Here is an 18052-nt window from a genome sequence, read left to right as displayed (position 1 = left end):
GAATATCCTCCAAGCGCGCAAATGCGCGGTCGTCCATGGCCCAACGCATGGTGGCCATGACGGTTCCGGGGATCAGTTGGTGTTGGTCGCGTCAGGCTCCGTGGGGTCCGGCTGTTCGGCGGCCGGAGCAGCGGTAGGCTTTGGCTTGGACGTGTCGACCTTGGGCGTCTCGGCATTGGCCGCGTCGGGCGGCGGCACATCCGACTTCTGCTTGCAGCCCTTTAGCCAGACGTCATAGACGGCGTGCTCGACGGCGTTTAGGCCGGGGCTCTCGGCGAACATCCAGCCGGTGAAGATGCGGCGGATCTTGCGGTCGAGCGTGATTTCGTCGACTTCGACGAAGGAATCGGTCTTCGGCTCTTCATTCTCCGGCCGCGAATAGCAGATGCGCGGCGTCACCTGCAAAGCGCCGAACTGCACGGTTTCGTCGATGTAGACATCGAAGGTGATGATACGGCCGGTGATCTTGTCGATGCCGGCAAATTCGGCGACCGGATTGGTGATGCGATCGGAGATTGCGGGTGCTGCCGCAGGCGCCTGCGCCGCGGCAAACGCTGTCGGGAACATGGCGATAGCGCCAATTGCCGCCAGTCCGGCCATCGATGTCAGGCTGAAAATGTTCATGCGGAGATACCGGTGGTTTGGGCCCGGGTGATTCTGTCACGCCCAAGGCTATTCGCCGTTGTCATATCAGCAAGCAGCTAAACGCCAATTGTGGCGACAAAGGACCGGCCGGCGGTCAAGAACCAGGCGTCCACGCATCGTAGTCGCCCGTCACCTGCGGACGGTGCTGATTGGTGAGCACGGAACCCTTTGGGCGATAAGCCGCCGGTGTTCCCGTGAGGTTCGGCTCATGCGCCTTTTCCCATTCGCGCGGCCGATAGTCATCGCTTGGCGGCGCCACATCGACGCGGTGATGCATCCAGCCGTGCCAGCCCGGGGGGATCGCCGACGCCTCCGAATAATTGGCGTAGATGACCCAGCGGCGGGTGCGGCCTTCCGAATCGACGCCGCCTTCGTAGTAGACGTTGCCGGCCCCATCCTGGCCGACCTTGTTGCCGTGGCGCCAGGTGTGAAAACGGGTTCCCAGCGTCTGGCGGTTCCACCAGGTGAAAAACTGCAGAAGGAAAGTTTTCATTCAGATCCTCGCGGGCGCGCGGCGGTGGCTGTCCCTGCTTATGGCGTCAGGCCTTGGCGAAGGCAAGGGTTTTGCGGCGCCTGCGGCACTGACGGCATGCCGAAACGCTCGGTCATTGGCCGATCCATTTCGCACCTGCGAACCGACGCTTGCCAAGCCGGCTGCGTCTTCCTAAAGCTCTCATCGCTCGGCGCTGCCGCATGACCCCGAAAATCGAAATCGATTTTCGGAAAGGATCATGCGCAAACCAAAGTGCTACAGCGTCCTTTGCGCGTCCACGGGACGCGCGGCGCTGTAGTCAACGCCGGCTGCGGGAGGTGAGGAATGGCCTTAGCTGTCGCCAGGATCAGTGCGAGACAATACGCGCCCGCAAGGGCGGCGTGCCGGTCGTATGCCTTACCGCTTACACCTATCCCGTCGCCCGCCTGCTCGACGATCATGTCGACCTTCTCCTGGTCGGCGACAGCGTTGCCATGGTGCTGCATGGCCACAAGACCACGCTCGGCGCCTCGCTGGAGATGATGATCGCCCATGGCCAGGCCGTGATGCGCGGTTCGTCAAAGGCCTGCGTGGTGGTCGACATGCCGGCCGGCAGCTACGAGACTTCGGCCGCGCAAGCCCTTGCCTCGGCGCGCCGCATCTCTGAGGAAACCGGCTGCGAGGCGGTGAAGCTGGAAGGCGGCGTCGAAGTCGCCCTCCAGATCGCCGCAATCGTCACGGCCGGCATTCCAGTGATGGGCCATATCGGCTTGCAGCCGCAATCGGTGGAAAAGGACGGTGGCTACAAGATCAAGGGCCGCACGCCGGAGAATGTGGCCGCGCTCATGCGCGACGCCGACGCGGTCGCAAAGGCCGGCGCGTTTTCGCTGGTCATCGAAGGCACGGTCGAGACCGTTGCCGCCGACCTCACCCGGCACATTACCATTCCTACCATCGGCATCGGCGCCAGCCGCGATTGCGACGGCCAGATCCTGGTCATCGACGACATGGTCGGCCTGACGGTCGACCGGGTGCCGAAATTCGTCAAGGAATACGCCGATTTGCGCAGCGCTGTCGCCGATGCCGCGGCGCGTTATGCGGCGGAGGTGCGCAGCCGCACCTTCCCCGGGCCGGGCCACGTCTTTTCAGCCGCGAGCGACAAGGACAAGGCATGAACCGGCCCCCCATCCGCCAGCCGCTCGTCGTCGACACCGTGCCCGGCCTTCGCGCGCAGATCCGCGAATGGCGGCGCGAAGGCCTGAGCGTCGCCATGGTGCCGACCATGGGCGCTTTGCATGACGGCCATATCTCGCTGGTCGGGGCTGCGCTCGCAACGGCCGATCGCTGCGTCGTCTCCATCTTCGTCAACCCGGCCCAGTTCGCCCCCACTGAAGATCTCGACAAGTATCCGCGGCAGCTGGCCCGCGATCTCGACCGGCTGACCGAGGCCGGCGCACAGCTTGCCTTCACGCCTACGGTTTCCGAAATGTATCCGGCAGGCTTTGCGACGAAGATTTCGGTCGGCGGCCCGTCTTCTGGCCTGGAATCGGATTTCAGGCCGACCTTCTTCGAGGGCGTCGCCACGGTCGTGGCCAAGCTCTTTCTGCAAGCCCTGCCCGACTACGCCATCTTCGGCGAAAAAGACTACCAGCAGCTTTGCGTCGTCCGAAAGCTCTGCCGCGATCTTGACCTTCCGGTGGAAATCGTCGGCGCGCCAACCGTGCGCGATGCGCATGGCCTGGCAATGTCGTCGCGCAACGCCTATCTCGACGCCGCCGAGCTCGACGTCGCGCGACAGCTCAATGTCATCTTGCGCCAGACGGCGGCAGCGCTCGCGGCCGGTGCCGATGAAAACGGCGTGACCGGTAAAGCCACTGCCGCGCTTCTCGAGGCAGGCTTCGACAGCGTCGACTATGTCGCCGCGCGCGAGAGCCTGACGCTCACCTCGTGGCGGCGTGACGGCGATGGCCGCCTGCTTGCCGCGGCGTGGCTTGGCAGAACCAGGTTGATCGACAATGTGGAAGTTTACTCATTTATTCCCTGAAAAATTCCAATTCCGTTCACTTTGATTTGTATCGCAGAGCGGCCCGAGCGCTCTTAGACAACGGCTCATCAGGTACGTTCTGGCCGGCCCGTAAGCGCTCACGATACACCGAACGCCGCTGTGAGACGTTTCACAGACGTAACCAAGCCGGCTATGTTGTGTGCGACCCCAGGCAGAGACAGTGTGTGACCTGCCACTACGCTGCAATCCTTACGAGGCTCTACGTGTCTGTCCAGGCCAACATAGTCGGTCGCGCCCTGCCGCAGATCGTCGAGGCAATCTACGATTCGATTGTCGATGTCGGCCGTTGGCCATCGACGCTTGAATCAATCTGCAAATTGGCGCTCGGCCGGCTTGCCATGCTGGCGGTCGTCGATACGGCGAGAAACTCGGCCCGGTTTTCGACTTCCTGCGGCGATCCGGTTCTGCTTGAGCCGCTGCAGCGCGACTACGCCTGCGAGGTGCCCTTTTTCAAGGCGGTGCCGAAGATGGAAGTCGACATACCGTTCACCGTCGACAGCGTCTACGCCCTGCAAGGCCCTGACGCCCGCCAGAACTGGCTCGAAAGCCGCATCGTGCGCGAGTGGGTGGAACCCAACCGTCTCGACGATTTCTTCTGGGTAGCGCTGATGAAGCAGCCGGCGCGCACCGGCACGCTGATGGTGGTTACCGACAAGGACAGGCCCCAGATTTCAGCCAGGGATATCGACCTGATGTCCACGCTCGCCCCCCATGTCCGGCGTGCGGTGACCATCGGCGACCTGTTCGAGGCCGAGCGGCGCAAGGCCGACGTCTTTCGCTCGATCCTCGAGAGCCTCGACCATCCGGTGCTGATCGTCGCCGACGATATGCAGATCATTTTCGCCAATCGGGCAGCCGAAGCCCTGCTCACCGAAACCGCCTCAGTGTCCTCGGTGCGCGGCCAGCTGTCCTTCGCTTATGCCAACGCCAACACCGCCATCGGCCGCGCCGTCCAGCTCGGCACGCGCGACGAATTCGCGCTCGGACCGTCCGGCATCAACATTCCGCTGGTGAAGGCCATGTCTCCGGCGGTGGCGCATGTCATGCCTCTGGCGCGACGCGACATTTCGGCCCGCATATCGCCGCGCGCCGCCGCGGCCATCTTCATTGCCGCCGCCGGCGCCACATCAGTGCCGGCGCTGGAAGCGATCGCTGCACTGTTCGGACTGACAGCAGCGGAAAAGCGTGTCGCCGGCCATGTCGCCGCCGGGCTGACACGGCGTGAAATCGCGGCTGCCAGCGGCGTCTCGGACGGCACCGTCAAATCACAGCTGGCAACGATCTTCGACAAGACCGCCACCGGCGACCAGCGAGAGCTGGAACTCCTGATGCGCGAATTGACGCCGCCGCTGCGCTCGGCCTGAAGCCATACTCGGAGCCAATCGTCAAATCTTTCAACTATTTGCCGGTACGCAGGCGTAATCCACAATACCAAGCCGGCATCGTTGCAATTCGGCCAAAATCATGGTGCGGTTCTGCTCCGGTCCGGAGACGGTGCATCGTGCACGACCGGACGTGGAAACGATTTCCTGGGCGGTCCCCGAACTTGATACCGACACGAATTGAACGGCTGCTGCCTTACCTCTTCCTGCTGGCCCTGCTTTGCATCGCGCTCGCTTTCCGTCCGCTACTGCCGGTCGATGAGACGCGCTATCTCAGCGTCGCCTGGGAGATGTATCTCGGTGGACATGTCTTCGTACCGACGATGAACTTTGCGCCCTATCTGCAGAAGCCGCCGCTGTTGTTCTGGCTCATCGATCTCTCTTGGAACATCTTCGGTGTGAGCCGCGCGGCGGCGATGCTCGTCATCTTCGCCGCCTCGTCGCTGGTCATCTGGCTGACGACGCTTCTGGCCAAAACCCTGTTTCCCGAGCGCCAGGACATCGCCAGCCGCATCCCCTGGCTGGTGGCCGGCAGCACCGTCTTTGTCATCTATTCGACCCTGATCCTGTTCGACATGCTTTTGACGGCCTGTGTGGTCGCCGCACTGCTGGCGTTGCTGGGCTTCGCCAGGACCGGCAACCGCTGGCAGGCGGTGCTGGCGGGTCTCTTCATCGGGCTCGGCGTGCTGGCCAAAGGCCCGGTCGTGCTCATTCACATCGGCGCGCCCGTCCTGCTCTATCCCCTCTGGCGTGACCGGCGAGCCGGCCTTGCCCCTTTGCAGTTCTTTGCCGGAGCCGGCCTGGCAATTCTCGCCGCCCTTGTCCCGGTCGCCATATGGCTGGCGCCCGCGACCATCCTGACCAAGGGTAGTTTCGTCTACGATCTCGTGTGGAACCAGTCGGCAGGTCGGGTTACCGGAAGCCTGCACAATTCGCATGGCCGGCCGTTTTACTTTTACCTGATGCTGTTGCCGCTCATGTTCGTGCCCTGGGGCTTTATCCCCCCGGTGTGGCGGCTGAGGCCGGTTGCCCGGATACGCAGCCTGATCGACACCAAATCCCCGGATCTGCGTGCCCTGCGCCTGCTGTCGTTCTCGTTCATTGCGGTGCTGCTGGTCTTCAGCGCCATATCCGGCAAGCAGCCGCACTATGTCGTGCCGGCACTACCATTCGCGACCATTCTGCTGGGCTACTTCATGGCCGAGATTTCAGTCGCCAGGCTGAGGGCTACGGCCTTTGTCATGCTTGCCCTTTTCGCCATCGGCCACGCCGCCGCCTCGGCAACCGTGTTCAAACGCTACGATCTCACGCCGCTGGCGAGCTTCATCGACGAACGAAAGGACGCGGACTGGGCCGTCGCTTACGACTATCAGGGCGAGGTCGGTTTCCTTGGGCGAATAGAGAAGCCATTCGAGAACGCCGACAAGCCTGAGGAATGGCTCAAGTCTCATCCCGGCGGCTACGTCATCGAAAAGCAATCGAAAGATCCGGGCACATCCGAACAGATCGCCTTCCGGCAGCCGGTGGAACGCGGCTATCTGGTCGTCCTGAAGGGACAGCACTGAACGTTTCGCCGGACGCCTATCCCAGCGGCTTCTCGAAGATCAGCGCCGGCAACCCCGAACCGCCGCCGCAATCGGCTGTGCTGCCGACCGGCAAAAATCCCTTCGAACGGTAGAAGGCGATGGCCGGCACGTTGGCCTCTTCCACCTCGACGCGCAACCTGTTCGCCTCGGGAAAGCTGGCTTCGACCTCGTCCAGCAAGGCCTGGCCGATGCCTTGCCGCTGGCAGGCCGGCAGTACATAGAGCTGGTTCAGCAGCACGATCTTCGCATCCGTCGTTGCGGCGGCAAAAGCCATGCCGCCGATACGCTTGCCGTCATCGGCGACCAGGAATTCCGAGTTCGGCCTTGTCAGCCGCGCCTTGAGCGAGGCGATCGAATGCCAGTCGTCGGTAATTTCGGTCACCCGCTGGGCGCCATAGATCGTGTCGTAGGTTGCGTGCCAGGTTTCGACCAGCAGCGCGCGGACGGCGGCAAGGTCACGTTCGCTGGCGGTGCGGACGAACATTGTTCTATTCGATACCGAGCTTGGCCTTGACCAGATCGTTGACCGCCTGCGGGTTGGCCTTGCCGCCGGTGGCTTTCATCACCTGGCCGACGAACCAGCCGGCCATGGTCGGCTTGGCGCGAGCCTGCTCGACCTTGTCGGGGTTGGCGGCGATCACCTCGTCGACCGCTTTCTCGATGGCGCCGGTGTCGGTGACCTGCTTCATGCCGCGGCTTTCGACCAACTGGCGCGGATCGCCGCCCTCGTTCCAGACGATCTCGAACAGATCCTTGGCGATCTTGCCGGAGATGGTGCCTTCCTTGATCAGGTCGATCACGGCACCGAGCTGCTCCGGTGTTACAGGAGCATTTTCAATGCCCTTGCCGGCCTTGTTAAGCTGGCCGAGCAGGTCATTGATGACCCAGTTGGCGGCAAGCTTGCCGTCGCGGCCCGAGGCCACCTGCTCGAAATAGTCGGCGATCGGCTTTTCCGACACCAGGATCGAGGCGTCGTATGTCGACAGGCCAAGTGAGGAGATCAGGCGCGCCTTCTTGTCGTCGGGCAGTTCCGGCAACTCCTTGGCCAGCGCGTCGACATAGGCCTGGTCGAACTCCAGCGGCAAAAGGTCGGGATCGGGGAAGTAGCGGTAGTCATGCGCCTCTTCCTTGCTGCGCATCGAGCGCGTCTCGCCTTTGACGGCGTCGAACAGCCTGGTTTCCTGATCGATCTTGCCGCCATCCTCGAGGATGGCGATCTGGCGGCGCGCCTCGAACTCGATGGCCTGGCCGATGAAGCGGATCGAGTTGACGTTCTTGATCTCACAGCGCGTACCGAATTCGCCGCCGGGCCTGCGAACGGAGACGTTGACGTCGGCGCGCATCGAGCCTTCGTCCATGTTGCCGTCGCAAGTGCCGAGATAGCGCACGATGGTGCGCAGCTTGGTGACATACGCCTTGGCCTCGTCGGCGGAGCGCATGTCCGGCTTGGAGACAATCTCCATCAGCGCCACGCCGGAGCGGTTGAGATCGACATAGGACATGGTCGGATGCTGGTCGTGCATCGACTTGCCGGCGTCCTGCTCCAGGTGCAGGCGCTCGATGCCGATCTCGATGTCCTCGAACTCGCCCTGCCGGTCGGGACCGACCGAAATGACGATCGTGCCTTCGCCGACGATCGGCTGCTTGAACTGCGATATCTGGTAACCCTGCGGCAGGTCGGGATAGAAATAGTTTTTCCGGTCGAACACCGACTTGTGGTTGATCTGCGCCTTCAATCCGAGGCCGGTGCGGATCGCCTGCTTGACGCATTCCTCATTGATGACCGGCAGCATGCCGGGCATGGCCGCGTCGACCAGACTGACATTGGCATTGGGCGCCGCGCCGAAAGTCGTCGACGCCCCGGAAAACAGCTTTGCTTCCGAGGTCACCTGCGCATGAACCTCGAGGCCGATGATGACCTCCCAATCGCCGGTGGCGCCGGGGATAAAACGTTTGGCGTCGGGCGTGCGGGTATCGATAAGGGTCATGGTGGCCTGCGCTTTTGGCTCGCGAAAACTGCGATTTTCGCGAATTTGGGTAATCGGTCTTCGCTAGTGCAAACCGCTTCGCGAGACAAGCGCCCAAAGCAGCGCAGAGCAGCGGGCTGGCTTTTCAGCCGCTTTCGGCCGCTCGGCACCGATAGAATGAACGCCGCCGGCCGGTATTCCGGTCGGCGGTCCTTTCGTCAGGTCAGGCCGTTGCGATATAGGCCCTGATTTCGTCGGCCTCGCGCTCGACATCCTCGATGCGGCGCTTGACCACGTCGCCGATCGACACGATGCCGTCGAGCAGCCCATCCTTTTCCACCGGCAGATGGCGGAAACGGCCTTTGGTCATGATCTCCATCACCTCGTTGACCGTGTGGTTCTCGTTGCAGATCTTCACTTTCGGCGTCATCGCCGAGCGTACCGTTATATCAAGTGCGGCAGCGCCTTCCCTGGCAACGACCCGCACGATGTCACGCTCGGAAAGGATGCCGACGATCTTGCGATCGCCATTGGTGATGACCAGTGCACCGATCTTGTGGTCGGCCAGGATTCGAATGGCTTCGCTGAGCTTTACATTCGGCCCGAGCGTGAACACGTCATGGCCTTTTCTCTCGAGAATTGCCTTAACCGTCATGGCGTCCTCCTCCTCCTGCTTGGCTAGCCAGCTCCCGCCCTGACCGGCTTCACATAAGAGTGAACATCGTGCGCCGTGATCGGTTGCTTTTCAAGTGTGCCAGTGGGGTGGGCCAGTGGGGTGCCCCAATAGAGTGCGCTAGTCGGGGGTGCGCTGGTCGTCGGGGATCTCCCATTCAGGCGCCCGCCAGCGCCGGTCGAACCAGCGCAACCCGAAGAAGCCGGCGACGAGGCCGCCAATGTGCGCTTCCCAGGCGATCTGGCCGGGTTCTCCGAGCCCGAGACCGTAAAGGCCGGTGGCGAGATTGATGACCATCCAGGCGCCGAGAAAATTGACGACGCCGCGCATGCGCAAAACGATTGCGATCGGCAGCACGGGACCGGCAAATGCCGCCCTGCCGGAGGAGCGGTCGGTACGGAACCCGAAGCGAGCCGCCGCACCCATCATGCCCGATATCGCCCCGGAAGCGCCGACCAGCGGTGCTTCGCCATATGGATGGACCGCCCAGAACAGCACCACCGCGGCCAGCCCGGTGGCGGCGAAAAACAAGGCGAACCAGAACCAGCCGAGACGGTTGGCCAGCGGCGACCCGAAGGCGGCCAGCGCAACCATGTTGATGGCAATGTGGGCAACGCCACCATGCATGAAGGCATAGGTGAAAGGACGGGTGAAGAGGAACCAGTCGAAACCGTATTGGCGGGTGTAGAGGACCGGAATGAAGGCGCCGTCGGTGAGCAATGTTATCTGCTGCTCTTCGGTCAGCACATATTGCTGCAGCAGGAAGACGGCAACGCAGATGCCGATCACCGCCAGCACCGCCGGTGGCAGGTTGAACACCGGCTCGCGGCGCGGCGGCGGCGCCTCCTCGGTCTGTTCGGTCTCCAAGGGGCCGGCCGGTTCGCTCATATGCTCTGATCCAGGGATTTGCGTGTCGCGAGCATCTAGGCCATGCCCGGACAAATCACAAACTACGAATCACAAAGCGCGAATCACAAACCGCGAATCAAAAAGAAGCCGTCCAAGGTTTCCCTTGAACGGCTGGTCGAGCCCCCTGCTCCCCTAAAACTATTGACCGAAGTGCTGTTGGTCGTCGCGAAACGACCGCTTCTGGAGTGGTTTTGGTGTGCCATGGCGAGCCTGTGCGCGCAACGTAAACCATTTGTTAACCTTAACGTCCCCGACCCGTGAACAAGTCTTAACGACGCTGGCACGCATCCTGCTCCGGAACGCATGTAGGTCATCGGAGGGCGCCCTTTCTGTTCACCGATGGGACCATCAGACGGCAGAATGCGCGGAGTTTCATAGCATGAACCAGAACGGATCAATCGCGCTGTTCCATTATTGGAATCGCCTGCGTGGTGGACGTCCTGCCCCAAAGCGTTCGGAGGTCGAACCGGCCGACATCAAGGCGCTTTTGGCCGACACCTTCATCCTGGAAAGGGATACGCGCGGCGAAGCGGTGTTCCGGCTTGCCGGCACCAGGCTTTGCGCCGGCTACGGCCGCGAGCTCAAGGGGTTTTCGTTCCCCTCGCTATGGCGTGAGAAGGACCAGCGGCTGGTGTCGCGCCTCATTCACGGCGTTTTCGAGCAGAAATCCGTGGTGTCGATCACTTATGAGGGATTCAGCCGCAACGGCCGTTCCAACCACTTCGAACTGCTTGCGCTGCCGCTCGATGGCGGCGTCGAGAACCCGCGCTGCCTCGGCGTCATCAGCGCCGTGGAAAAGCCGTTCTGGCTGGGCGCCGACCCGATCACCGATGCGCTGATCGATGCCATCCGCGTCATCGATCCCGACAAGGACCCGATGTTCCTGAAAAACCGGCCGGAAATATCCGTTCCGTCGTTGGCTCCCGAACTCGAAGCGCCGGAGACCATCTCGGCGCTCGGTCGGTCGCGCCGTATCCGCCACCTCGTCGTGTTCGACGGCGGGCGCGAGCAATAGTCTCCAAGCCGGCGCTAATCTTAACTATCGGGGGCCCACTTTTCCCCTTTGTTAACCTGCTTGGCTGTAGTTTTTGCCGAGATTCCACGCACGACGCGGGAATGCCAACGGGGTGTAGGCAGTCATGAGGTCAGCGGCGGTCGAATACGCACCGTCCCGCGCCGAAAGGCGTAACTTTCAGCGCGTCCGGGTCAAGATCTACGGGCGCTTCATGCTGGAGGACCGCACCGAGCACCCTTGCCAGGTCGTCGACATGTCGCCGGGCAATGTCGCGTTGCGCACCGAGCGCGTCGGCATGCCGGGCGAAAAAATCATTGCCTATATCGATCATATCGGCCGCATCGAGGGCGTGGTGACGCGCACCTCGCAGGACGGCTTCGCCATGACCGTCATTGCCTCGGATCGCAAGAAGGACAAGCTTGCCGCGCAGTTGACCTGGCTCGCCAACAAGCATGAACTCGACCTGCCGGAAGACCGTCGCCACGAACGCGTGGCGCCGCGCAACCCGACAAGCGTCCTGCAACTCACCGACGGGCGCCAGTATCAGTGCCGCATCATCGACCTGTCGCTGTCGGGCGCGGCGGTCGAGATCGACGTCAAGCCGGCGCTCGGCATCCAGGTCATGCTGGGCACCATGCGTGGCCAGGTGGTGCGTCATTTCGAGGATGGCGTCGCCATCGAATTCGCCGTCATCCAGCGCCCGGAAACGCTCGATTCCGAGTTCAACGCCCCGCGCGCCTGAACGATCGGCAACAGGCAGCAAAAACGAACCGGCCCTGCGCGGCCGGTTTTTTGTTGCCGGCGTTCCGCCTGCCTCTCCAGCTTGTAGCGGCACGCAGCAAATCCACGGCTCCACCCGGAAATCCGCGCCCCGACACCGCGGTTTTACGCCGAGACCTGAACGATTTTATATTAAAATAGGTCAAATTTTACGCGTATTCTATTGAGCTTTTACTCAATGTCTACTTCGGGTTTTTGCGTCAAATAAATCCAGCGCTGTCATTGTCTCCTCAAACGGGGAGACTGACCAATGGCGAAGATTTGGGGCAAGCTGTTGCTCTTGGCAATGGCGATGCAGCTTTCCGCTTGGGGAACGGCGCAAGCAGCAGGACCGGCCTACATGCACACTGGCGGCCGCACGACACAGCCGGTCGGTCACTACGAATTCTGCCAGAAGCTGCCGCAGGAGTGCGCTCAGCGCACGCCGAAGCAGGCACCGGTCGAACTGACCCGCAAGCTGTGGGCGGCGATCGTCGACGTCAACAATTCGGTCAACACCCGGATCGTGCCGCGCACCGATATGGAAATTTGGGGTAAGGAAGAGGTCTGGTCCTATCCCGACAGCGGCTTCGGCGACTGCGAGGACTATGCGCTGGAGAAGCGCCGCGAATTGATGGCGCTCGGCGTTCCCGCCGGCAATCTCTTGATGACCGTGGCGCGCCAACAAAATGGCGACGGCCACGCGGTGCTGACCGTGCGCACCAGCCTCGGCGAGTTCATCCTCGACAATCTGGAGTCCAAGGTGCTGTCCTGGACCGACACCGACTATACATACCTGAAGCGCCAGTCCGACCAGAATTCCGGCGTGTGGGTGACGATCAACGACGGTCGCGCCGACGCGGTTGCCAGCGTCCGCTAGGACGCCATCACAGAGGTCAAGCACATCGAATAATGCGACGTGCCTAACGAGAAAGCCCGGTCGAGTCCCCACCCTCCCCGTCCCCAACGACCGGGTTTTAAGGAGCCGGCCCCGTCCCCGGGCCGGCTCCACCATTTCTGGACCATGATCCCGAACCGGAGGACCGCGTCAGCGAAAGCGAGAAACGATTTTTTCTGCGCTGACCTGCCGTTCGGAAAAGATCATCGTCAAACAGGAATAGAGTTCAGGCCTCTTTCAGCCCGGCCTTGAAGCGCTTGCCGTTGGCGACATATTGCGCGGCCGAGGCGCGCAGCTTGGCGACCGCGGCATCGTCCAGCGTCCTGATCACCCGCGCGGGGGAGCCGACGATCAGGCAATTGTCGGGGAACTCCTTGCCTTCGGTGACCAGTGCGCCGGCGCCGACCAGGCAATTCCTGCCGATCCTGGCGCCGTTGAGCACGATGGCGCCCATGCCGATCAGGCTGTTGTCGCCGATCGTGCAGCCATGCAGCAAGGCGCGGTGGCCGATCGTGCAGCCCTGCCCGATCCTCAGGGGAAAACCGGGATCGGTGTGCATCACCGTGTGTTCCTGGACATTGCTGTCGGCACCGACGACGATCGCCTCGTTGTCGCCGCGGATGACTGCGCCAAACCAGAAGCCGGCATTGCGGCCGACGCTGATGTCGCCGATCAAGGTCGCATCGGGCGCAATCCAGTTGCTGCCGGCATCCTCGAAGCGGGGCGCTTTTCCGTCGATTGCATAGGTCGGCATTTGCAGTCTCCGATTCGTCGCAGGCCGGGACAAACCCTAGAACAATCCGAGGAAAACCGCGTGCCGGTTTTCCCCCGCAATTGCCTCAAGGCAAATACCGCGCCAGCGATTCCACCGAAAGCTGAAGCGCACCGGGAGAGCCAATGCCCCAGGAGGCAATGGCGATCAGCACGATGCCCAGCGCCAGCGCCCAGGCGATCACCGTGCAGCCGCAGGACACCAGCATCAGCATCGAAATACGGCCTTCGCGCCGCGCATCGAGCGCATCGTTGGCGAGCATGAACGGACCGGCGCAAGCGGTCGCGGCCAGCGAGCGCAGGATGTACGCCGGCGACACATAAGGCTCGGCAAAGGCAAGCCGGCGGCCCGCCGCCAGTTCCATCACGGACCCGGTAAGCCCGCAGGCAGTGAGGCCGACGGCAGAAGCGAAGAGAACGGGCAGCAGCAGGCTCATCTTTACCTTCCGTTTACCATGAGATCGCACAGTCGCGTCCAGCGCAGCAAGAGCCGTGCCACGGCATGTGTGCCGCCCAGGGACAGACGGCGGCGACGATGGGGATTGCGATGAAGCAGGCAGCGACCGCCGAAGGGTTCAACGTCGTCGATTCCGTGCTGATGAAGCGGGTGTTCTATGCCTTTGCCGCACTGGCGCTGCTGTCGCTGGCGATCAGCCTTGGCGGAAAATGGTTCGGCCGCTCGATCGCCATGGCCGGCTACACCGACGACACCACAGTCCACAGGGTGGTGATTGGCAACAATGTCATTGCCGTGCCGGCCAACGCCATCCGCTTCCTGCAGGCGCGGCGCGACGGCATCGCTTCGCGCCTCGACCTTTATCTGCGCTATCCCCAGATGGACGGCTACAGCGAAGCCGCACGCGAGGATTTCAACCACACGGGCACGGCCAAGAACATCATCTTCCTGTCGTTCGAACCGCAGATGATGTCGCGCGACATGAGCGGCCGTTTCGCGCCGATCTATAGCGCGCTGATCAGCCAGCCCGGCGCGCCCGGCCCCGGCGGCACGACGATTTACGGCTTTAGCGAAAAATCAGGCTATCTCAACGAGGTGCTTGCGGTCGCCGACCGGGCCGGCAAGGACCCGTTCGTCGTCCGCTGCCTGAGCGGACCGAGCGCCGAGGAATCGCTGGCGCCCTGCGAGCGGGACATTCAGGTCGGCGACAGCCTCAGCCTGACCTACCGCTTTCCCCGGGAGTTGCTGGGCAACTGGCCAGCGCTTGACGCCGCTATCGTCGCCGAGGCCACGCGCGTCCTGAAGACGGGGCGCTAGCCTGCCTCTGTTCGGGCGAAGCGAAGCGGCGCAGAAGTTTACGAACGTTGGCGGGACAGCACCCCCCTCTGTCCTGCCGGACATCTCCCCCGCAAGGGGGGAAATTACGCCCCCATCACTGCTTTCGCCAATTATCGAGGTTGCAGAAGAAGAGCCGAGGAACTGCCGATCTCCCCCCTTGCGGGGGAGATGTCCGGCAGGACAGAGGGGGGTGGGAAGGATCGCCGAGGCTTGCTCTTCATCTCCCCACTTCGTTGGAGATAGGCAACTCCGATCCCCAGTTCCGCGATCAGGCCAGATCGATGTCGAGGATCGCCATCGAGAAATTATAGTCGCCGTCGTCTTCGTCCTTGAAGACGATGCCGAGGAACTCGTCGCCGACATAGACCTCGGCCGAATCTTCCTTGCGCGGCCGCGCCTTCACCTCGAGTTTGGGATTCTGGAAGACGCGCTTGAAATAGGCGTCCAGCTTTCTGATTTCGTCCGGCTTCAAAAGTCTTCTCCGATCGTCGGGCTTGCTCGTTGGAACGCGCTTCTGGCACGTCGACAATGGCGATGTAAAGGCAAGCCGGCTGGATAGAACGCGAACCCTGGGGCCGGATGATTTCAGGTCGAATCCAAATCGCCTCTAAATCAAGGAGGTAGAGCATGATGTCGTCCGAAAACCGCCTCACACTTTTCGGCATCATGCTCCAGGGGCAACGGCGCCGGCAACCGGACTCAGTCCGGCACGCCGGGTGTTGCAAATCAGATGTCGAAGCTGACGACCTGGTCCATCGATTGCGACGGCAAAAGCTGGTCCATCTGGCGCGAAGGCTGGTCGCAGCCGGTCTCGCCGACGACGCGGGCCGGTACGCCGGCAACCGTCTTGTTGTGCGGCACCGGCGACAGCACGACCGAGCCTGCCGCGATCTTCGAGCAATGGCCGATCTCGATATTGCCGAGAATCTTGGCGCCGGCGCCGATCAGTACGCCGTAACGGATCTTGGGGTGACGGTCGCCGCCGGCTTTGCCGGTGCCGCCCAGCGTCACGCCATGCAGGATCGACACATCGTCCTCGATCACCGCCGTCTCGCCGACGACGAGGCCGGTGGCGTGGTCGATGAAGATGCCCTTGCCGATGCGGGCGGCCGGGTTGATGTCGGTCTGGAACACCGAGGACGAGCGGCTCTGCAGATAGAGCGCGAAATCCTTGCGGCCCTGATTCCACAGCCAATGTGCCAGCCTGTGCGTCTGGATCGCATGGAAACCCTTGAAATAGAGCACCGGCATGATGAAGCGGTCGCAGGCCGGATCGCGGTCGTAATAGGCCTGGATGTCGACACGCACGATCGACGACCATTCCTTGTCGTCGGCCAGCATCGACTTGAACGTCTGGCGGATGAGGTCGGAGCCGATGTCCTGATGCGCGAGCCGCTCGGCGAGCCGATGGATGACAGCTTCCTCCAGGCTCTCCTGGTTGAGGATGGTCGAATAGAGGAACGCCGCCAGAAGCGGGTCGCGGTTGACCGCTTCCATCGCCTCGTCGCGGACCGAACGCCAGATCGGATCGACCGGCTGGACCATTGTGGGGCGGGAAATGCTGATGCTGTTCATCGACGTCTTGTCCTGCGTCCTGGCCGCTTGCCTATTCTCCGGCGGCACATATAAGCCAGATCATAGCACGATTGAACTCAATTTTCCTTAGTGCTCGGTGAAATGGATTTGGTTCACGGAAATTCAAGCCGCCATGGAAAACGAACCCTTGATCGACGCTCCGCTGAAACGCGCGCTCTCCGCGCTCTATCAAGCTCCGGATCGCCACTATCACAACCTCGCCCATATCGAGGCGTTGCTGGCGCTGGCGGACGAATATCGAGCATCGCTGCATGATTCCGGCGCCGTCGAAGCCGCAATCTGGTTCCATGACGCCATATATGACAGCCGCGCCAAGGACAACGAGGCCAGGAGTGCAGCACTTGCGCAGGACAAACTTGCCGCCCGCACCGATCCGGAGCGCCTCGGCCGCATCGCGGCGATGATCGTCGCCACTGCCACGCATGAACTGCCCAGCCTTCAACCACGGGGCCTTGCCGATGAGAACGCCCTCCACGACGCAGCGCTTTTCCTCGACATGGACCTGGCGATACTGGGTGCGTCAGCCGACGCTTTCGACGCCTATGAACAAGCGGTCCGACGCGAATATGGCTGGGTCGAGGAGCCTATGTGGCGCGCCGGCCGCGGCGCGATTCTCAAGACTTTCCTCGCGCGCCAGCATATTTTTCACACGCAGGAATTCCGCCACAGGTTCGAGCCCCAGGCCAGGCAAAACCTGGCGCGGTCTCTAGAAACGCTCAAATCCTAATCCGGAAATGTCCCCATGCGCTGCGCATAGGCTTTGAAACCGGCGCGCCTGTAGACCGATTGCGCGGCCGGATGGTCGTATGTGTCGGTATGAAGCCAGACCCTTTGCGGCGCCCGCGACCAGATGGCGCGAAGCGCCTGGTCGAGCAGGAACGGGCCGAGCCTGCGACCCTGGAAGGCGGGAACCAGCCCGAAATGAACCAGCTCGACCTCAGGCTGGCCGACGCCGTTGAATTCGCACAGGCCAGCGGCCTCGCCCTCGACGCGCAGCACATGGATATGTGTCGAGGGCAGCGCCAGCAGGCGCTCGAGGTCTTCCGCCGGCATGCGCAGCCGCTGGTCCCACTGCACCGGCTCGCCGACAGCGCGGTAGAGGTCGATGTAAGCGGCGCTGTCCAGCCTTTCCAGCGCCACCGTGGTCGCTGCTGCAGGGCTGACGCGTGCAGGCGCCAAATCGCGCGGGCGCATGTCCATATAGGTGACGAGAAGGTCAACCAAAGCGGCACCGCCTCCGGCTGCAAGCCAGACGAAGATCGATCACCTGAAGGCGCCAACGGACTTGGTCGCCGCCCAAACAAAGAACAGGCCGATCACCAACGACAGCCCGTTGAGGAGGATACCGACGATGCCGAGGACATGATTGTCGTTTGAACGTCCCAGTGCCATCAAGCCAAAAACCACGCCGGTGATGTGCGCCAGCGGCGCCGCAACGAGAAACACCACCAGAAAAACCCCGCCGAGGACGTTTTGAGCGGCCAGCGACGCCTCGCCTGGCATCAACGCCAGCGTGACCACCGCCGCAAAATCCATTGCGAACGCCAGCAGGGCCAGGATCACCGAGCGTTTGCCCAAGCTGCTCCGCCCCACCACGCCGGGCATTGCTATCGTGCTTCTTCCCCATCCGGCCATTACTCGTCCCCGATCAGGTGAAAGCGCCTATCGTCGATGCCATTGCCACAAGCAGCAGGAAGCCAACCGCCAGGGAGCCGCCGTTGAGCAGGATGCCGACGACCCCAAGCACGCGGCTATCGTTCGAACGCACCAGCGCCATCAGCCCGAAAATCAATCCGGCAATATGCGCCAACGGCCCTGCCAGCAGGAAAACCGCCATGAAGAAACCCGTGGCGATGTTCTGGGCACGCTCGGATGCGTGGGTCGGCAGCGCCACCATTGTGGTCAGCGCTATCACACCGGCACCGAAGGCGAGCAGCGCCAGGATGACGGAACGCTTGCCGAACTTGCTTGTCACGACGGGGCCCGGCAGAGCGTCGGCGCTTCTTCCCCATTGTGCCAT

At 62.5% G+C, this 18052-nt stretch carries 22 protein-coding genes; 9 read left to right on the top strand and 13 right to left on the bottom strand.

What is annotated here, in order from left to right:
* Nucleotides 1-72: 72 nt before the first annotated feature.
* Complete coding sequence (locus tag NKI32_RS07255; protein ID WP_352761448.1) at nt 73-624, bottom strand: DUF2155 domain-containing protein; 552 nt, start codon at nt 622-624, stop codon at nt 73-75.
* A 115-nt stretch (nt 625-739) separates the two neighbouring features.
* The gene (locus tag NKI32_RS07250; protein WP_023667491.1) at nt 740-1138 is read right to left on the bottom strand and encodes an NADH:ubiquinone oxidoreductase subunit NDUFA12; all 399 of its coding nucleotides are present in this window, start codon (nt 1136-1138) and stop codon (nt 740-742) included.
* Nucleotides 1139-1518: 380 nt separating this feature from the next.
* Between NKI32_RS07250 and panB the strand changes: the two genes are divergently transcribed.
* The 4 genes from panB to NKI32_RS07230 all read left to right on the top strand — a co-directional run bounded on the left by panB (nt 1519) and on the right by NKI32_RS07230 (nt 6129).
* The gene (gene panB / locus NKI32_RS07245) at nt 1519-2292 is read left to right on the top strand and encodes a 3-methyl-2-oxobutanoate hydroxymethyltransferase (protein WP_502897917.1); all 774 of its coding nucleotides are present in this window, start codon (nt 1519-1521) and stop codon (nt 2290-2292) included.
* Entirely contained in the window at nt 2289-3161 is an 873-nt protein-coding gene (gene panC, locus NKI32_RS07240) for a pantoate--beta-alanine ligase (protein ID WP_444849040.1), read from the top strand. The genes panB and panC overlap by 4 nt, the downstream gene beginning before the upstream one ends.
* 224 nt (nt 3162-3385) lie before the next feature.
* Entirely contained in the window at nt 3386-4546 is a 1161-nt protein-coding gene (locus NKI32_RS07235) for a helix-turn-helix transcriptional regulator (protein WP_023830705.1), read from the top strand.
* A gap of 182 nt (nt 4547-4728) precedes the next feature.
* A complete protein-coding gene (locus tag NKI32_RS07230; protein ID WP_352513671.1) occupies nt 4729-6129 on the top strand; it encodes an ArnT family glycosyltransferase in 1401 nt (466 codons plus the stop codon).
* A 16-nt stretch (nt 6130-6145) separates the two neighbouring features.
* Here NKI32_RS07230 and NKI32_RS07225 read toward each other — a convergent pair whose 3' ends face one another.
* The 4 genes from NKI32_RS07225 to NKI32_RS07210 form a co-directional block, all read right to left on the bottom strand.
* Complete coding sequence (locus NKI32_RS07225) at nt 6146-6634, bottom strand: GNAT family N-acetyltransferase (RefSeq protein ID WP_352513670.1); 489 nt, start codon at nt 6632-6634, stop codon at nt 6146-6148.
* Between the two features lie 4 nt (nt 6635-6638).
* Nucleotides 6639-8138 carry an Asp-tRNA(Asn)/Glu-tRNA(Gln) amidotransferase subunit GatB gene (gene gatB / locus NKI32_RS07220; RefSeq protein ID WP_352513669.1) on the bottom strand — a complete coding sequence of 500 codons (1500 nt, stop codon included), beginning with the start codon at nt 8136-8138 and terminating at the stop codon, nt 6639-6641.
* A gap of 202 nt (nt 8139-8340) precedes the next feature.
* Complete coding sequence (locus tag NKI32_RS07215) at nt 8341-8772, bottom strand: CBS domain-containing protein (protein ID WP_023667498.1); 432 nt, start codon at nt 8770-8772, stop codon at nt 8341-8343.
* Nucleotides 8773-8910: 138 nt separating this feature from the next.
* Nucleotides 8911-9678 (bottom strand): rhomboid family intramembrane serine protease, encoded by a 768-nt coding sequence (locus NKI32_RS07210; protein ID WP_353002398.1) that lies wholly within the window; start codon nt 9676-9678, stop codon nt 8911-8913.
* Between the two features lie 400 nt (nt 9679-10078).
* Here NKI32_RS07210 and NKI32_RS07205 point away from each other — a divergent pair, with 400 nt between their 5' ends.
* From NKI32_RS07205 to NKI32_RS07195, 3 genes are all read left to right on the top strand, one after another.
* Nucleotides 10079-10714, top strand: a complete 636-nt coding sequence (locus NKI32_RS07205; RefSeq protein WP_023695380.1) for a PAS domain-containing protein — start codon at nt 10079-10081, stop codon at nt 10712-10714.
* 124 nt (nt 10715-10838) lie between these two features.
* Nucleotides 10839-11456, top strand: coding sequence for a PilZ domain-containing protein (locus NKI32_RS07200; protein WP_023667501.1), 618 nt, complete (start codon nt 10839-10841; stop codon nt 11454-11456).
* Between the two features lie 288 nt (nt 11457-11744).
* The gene (locus NKI32_RS07195) at nt 11745-12353 is read left to right on the top strand and encodes a transglutaminase-like cysteine peptidase (protein WP_352513667.1); all 609 of its coding nucleotides are present in this window, start codon (nt 11745-11747) and stop codon (nt 12351-12353) included.
* Between the two features lie 244 nt (nt 12354-12597).
* On the opposite strand, the gene NKI32_RS07190 is transcribed toward NKI32_RS07195, so the two are convergent.
* Together NKI32_RS07190 and NKI32_RS07185 are read right to left on the bottom strand one after the other, a co-directional pair.
* Nucleotides 12598-13125 (bottom strand): gamma carbonic anhydrase family protein, encoded by a 528-nt coding sequence (locus tag NKI32_RS07190; protein ID WP_352513666.1) that lies wholly within the window; start codon nt 13123-13125, stop codon nt 12598-12600.
* A gap of 85 nt (nt 13126-13210) precedes the next feature.
* Complete coding sequence (locus NKI32_RS07185; RefSeq protein ID WP_352513665.1) at nt 13211-13579, bottom strand: DUF6949 family protein; 369 nt, start codon at nt 13577-13579, stop codon at nt 13211-13213.
* Between the two features lie 110 nt (nt 13580-13689).
* Here NKI32_RS07185 and NKI32_RS07180 point away from each other — a divergent pair, with 110 nt between their 5' ends.
* The gene (locus tag NKI32_RS07180) at nt 13690-14415 is read left to right on the top strand and encodes a hypothetical protein (protein WP_353002395.1); all 726 of its coding nucleotides are present in this window, start codon (nt 13690-13692) and stop codon (nt 14413-14415) included.
* 289 nt (nt 14416-14704) lie between these two features.
* Here NKI32_RS07180 and NKI32_RS07175 read toward each other — a convergent pair whose 3' ends face one another.
* Both NKI32_RS07175 and cysE read right to left on the bottom strand, forming a co-directional pair.
* Nucleotides 14705-14908 carry a DUF3126 family protein gene (locus NKI32_RS07175; RefSeq protein ID WP_006200852.1) on the bottom strand — a complete coding sequence of 68 codons (204 nt, stop codon included), beginning with the start codon at nt 14906-14908 and terminating at the stop codon, nt 14705-14707.
* A 254-nt stretch (nt 14909-15162) separates the two neighbouring features.
* Entirely contained in the window at nt 15163-16011 is an 849-nt protein-coding gene (gene cysE / locus NKI32_RS07170) for a serine O-acetyltransferase (protein WP_023667506.1), read from the bottom strand.
* Between the two features lie 133 nt (nt 16012-16144).
* Between cysE and NKI32_RS07165 the strand changes: the two genes are divergently transcribed.
* Entirely contained in the window at nt 16145-16759 is a 615-nt protein-coding gene (locus NKI32_RS07165) for an HD domain-containing protein (protein WP_023725759.1), read from the top strand.
* Here the strand turns inward: NKI32_RS07165 and NKI32_RS07160 are convergent.
* The 3 genes from NKI32_RS07160 to NKI32_RS07150 form a co-directional block, all read right to left on the bottom strand.
* Nucleotides 16756-17256 (bottom strand): GNAT family N-acetyltransferase, encoded by a 501-nt coding sequence (locus NKI32_RS07160; protein WP_023725758.1) that lies wholly within the window; start codon nt 17254-17256, stop codon nt 16756-16758. The genes NKI32_RS07165 and NKI32_RS07160 overlap by 4 nt on opposite strands.
* A 39-nt stretch (nt 17257-17295) precedes the next feature.
* Entirely contained in the window at nt 17296-17610 is a 315-nt protein-coding gene (locus NKI32_RS07155; protein WP_023822943.1) for a hypothetical protein, read from the bottom strand.
* A 70-nt stretch (nt 17611-17680) separates the two neighbouring features.
* The gene (locus NKI32_RS07150; RefSeq protein ID WP_156933418.1) at nt 17681-18007 is read right to left on the bottom strand and encodes a hypothetical protein; all 327 of its coding nucleotides are present in this window, start codon (nt 18005-18007) and stop codon (nt 17681-17683) included.
* Nucleotides 18008-18052: the final 45 nt, after the last annotated feature.

It is taken from the genome of Mesorhizobium sp. M0761 (assembly GCF_040320205.1).
Classification (GTDB): domain Bacteria; phylum Pseudomonadota; class Alphaproteobacteria; order Rhizobiales; family Rhizobiaceae; genus Mesorhizobium.
Note: the sequence above shows the minus strand (reverse complement) of the source record. Positions and strands in the feature narration are given on the sequence as shown.

Bases quoted from the DNA above. Each gene is read 5' to 3' on its own strand.
- NKI32_RS07255 (WP_352761448.1), bottom strand. From the start codon at position 624: ATGAACATTTTCAGCCTGACATCGATGGCCGGACTGGCGGCAATTGGC.
- NKI32_RS07250 (WP_023667491.1), bottom strand. From the start codon at position 1,138: ATGAAAACTTTCCTTCTGCAGTTTTTCACCTGGTGGAACCGCCAGACG.
- panC (WP_444849040.1), top strand. From the start codon at position 2,289: ATGAACCGGCCCCCCATCCGCCAGCCGCTCGTCGTCGACACCGTGCCC.
- NKI32_RS07225 (WP_352513670.1), bottom strand. From the start codon at position 6,634: ATGTTCGTCCGCACCGCCAGCGAACGTGACCTTGCCGCCGTCCGCGCG.
- gatB (WP_352513669.1), bottom strand. From the start codon at position 8,138: ATGACCCTTATCGATACCCGCACGCCCGACGCCAAACGTTTTATCCCC.
- NKI32_RS07215 (WP_023667498.1), bottom strand. From the start codon at position 8,772: ATGACGGTTAAGGCAATTCTCGAGAGAAAAGGCCATGACGTGTTCACG.
- NKI32_RS07210 (WP_353002398.1), bottom strand. From the start codon at position 9,678: ATGAGCGAACCGGCCGGCCCCTTGGAGACCGAACAGACCGAGGAGGCG.
- NKI32_RS07205 (WP_023695380.1), top strand. From the start codon at position 10,079: ATGAACCAGAACGGATCAATCGCGCTGTTCCATTATTGGAATCGCCTG.
- NKI32_RS07200 (WP_023667501.1), top strand. From the start codon at position 10,839: ATGAGGTCAGCGGCGGTCGAATACGCACCGTCCCGCGCCGAAAGGCGT.
- NKI32_RS07195 (WP_352513667.1), top strand. From the start codon at position 11,745: ATGGCGAAGATTTGGGGCAAGCTGTTGCTCTTGGCAATGGCGATGCAG.
- NKI32_RS07190 (WP_352513666.1), bottom strand. From the start codon at position 13,125: ATGCCGACCTATGCAATCGACGGAAAAGCGCCCCGCTTCGAGGATGCC.
- NKI32_RS07185 (WP_352513665.1), bottom strand. From the start codon at position 13,579: ATGAGCCTGCTGCTGCCCGTTCTCTTCGCTTCTGCCGTCGGCCTCACT.
- NKI32_RS07180 (WP_353002395.1), top strand. From the start codon at position 13,690: ATGAAGCAGGCAGCGACCGCCGAAGGGTTCAACGTCGTCGATTCCGTG.
- cysE (WP_023667506.1), bottom strand. From the start codon at position 16,011: ATGAACAGCATCAGCATTTCCCGCCCCACAATGGTCCAGCCGGTCGAT.
- NKI32_RS07165 (WP_023725759.1), top strand. From the start codon at position 16,145: ATGGAAAACGAACCCTTGATCGACGCTCCGCTGAAACGCGCGCTCTCC.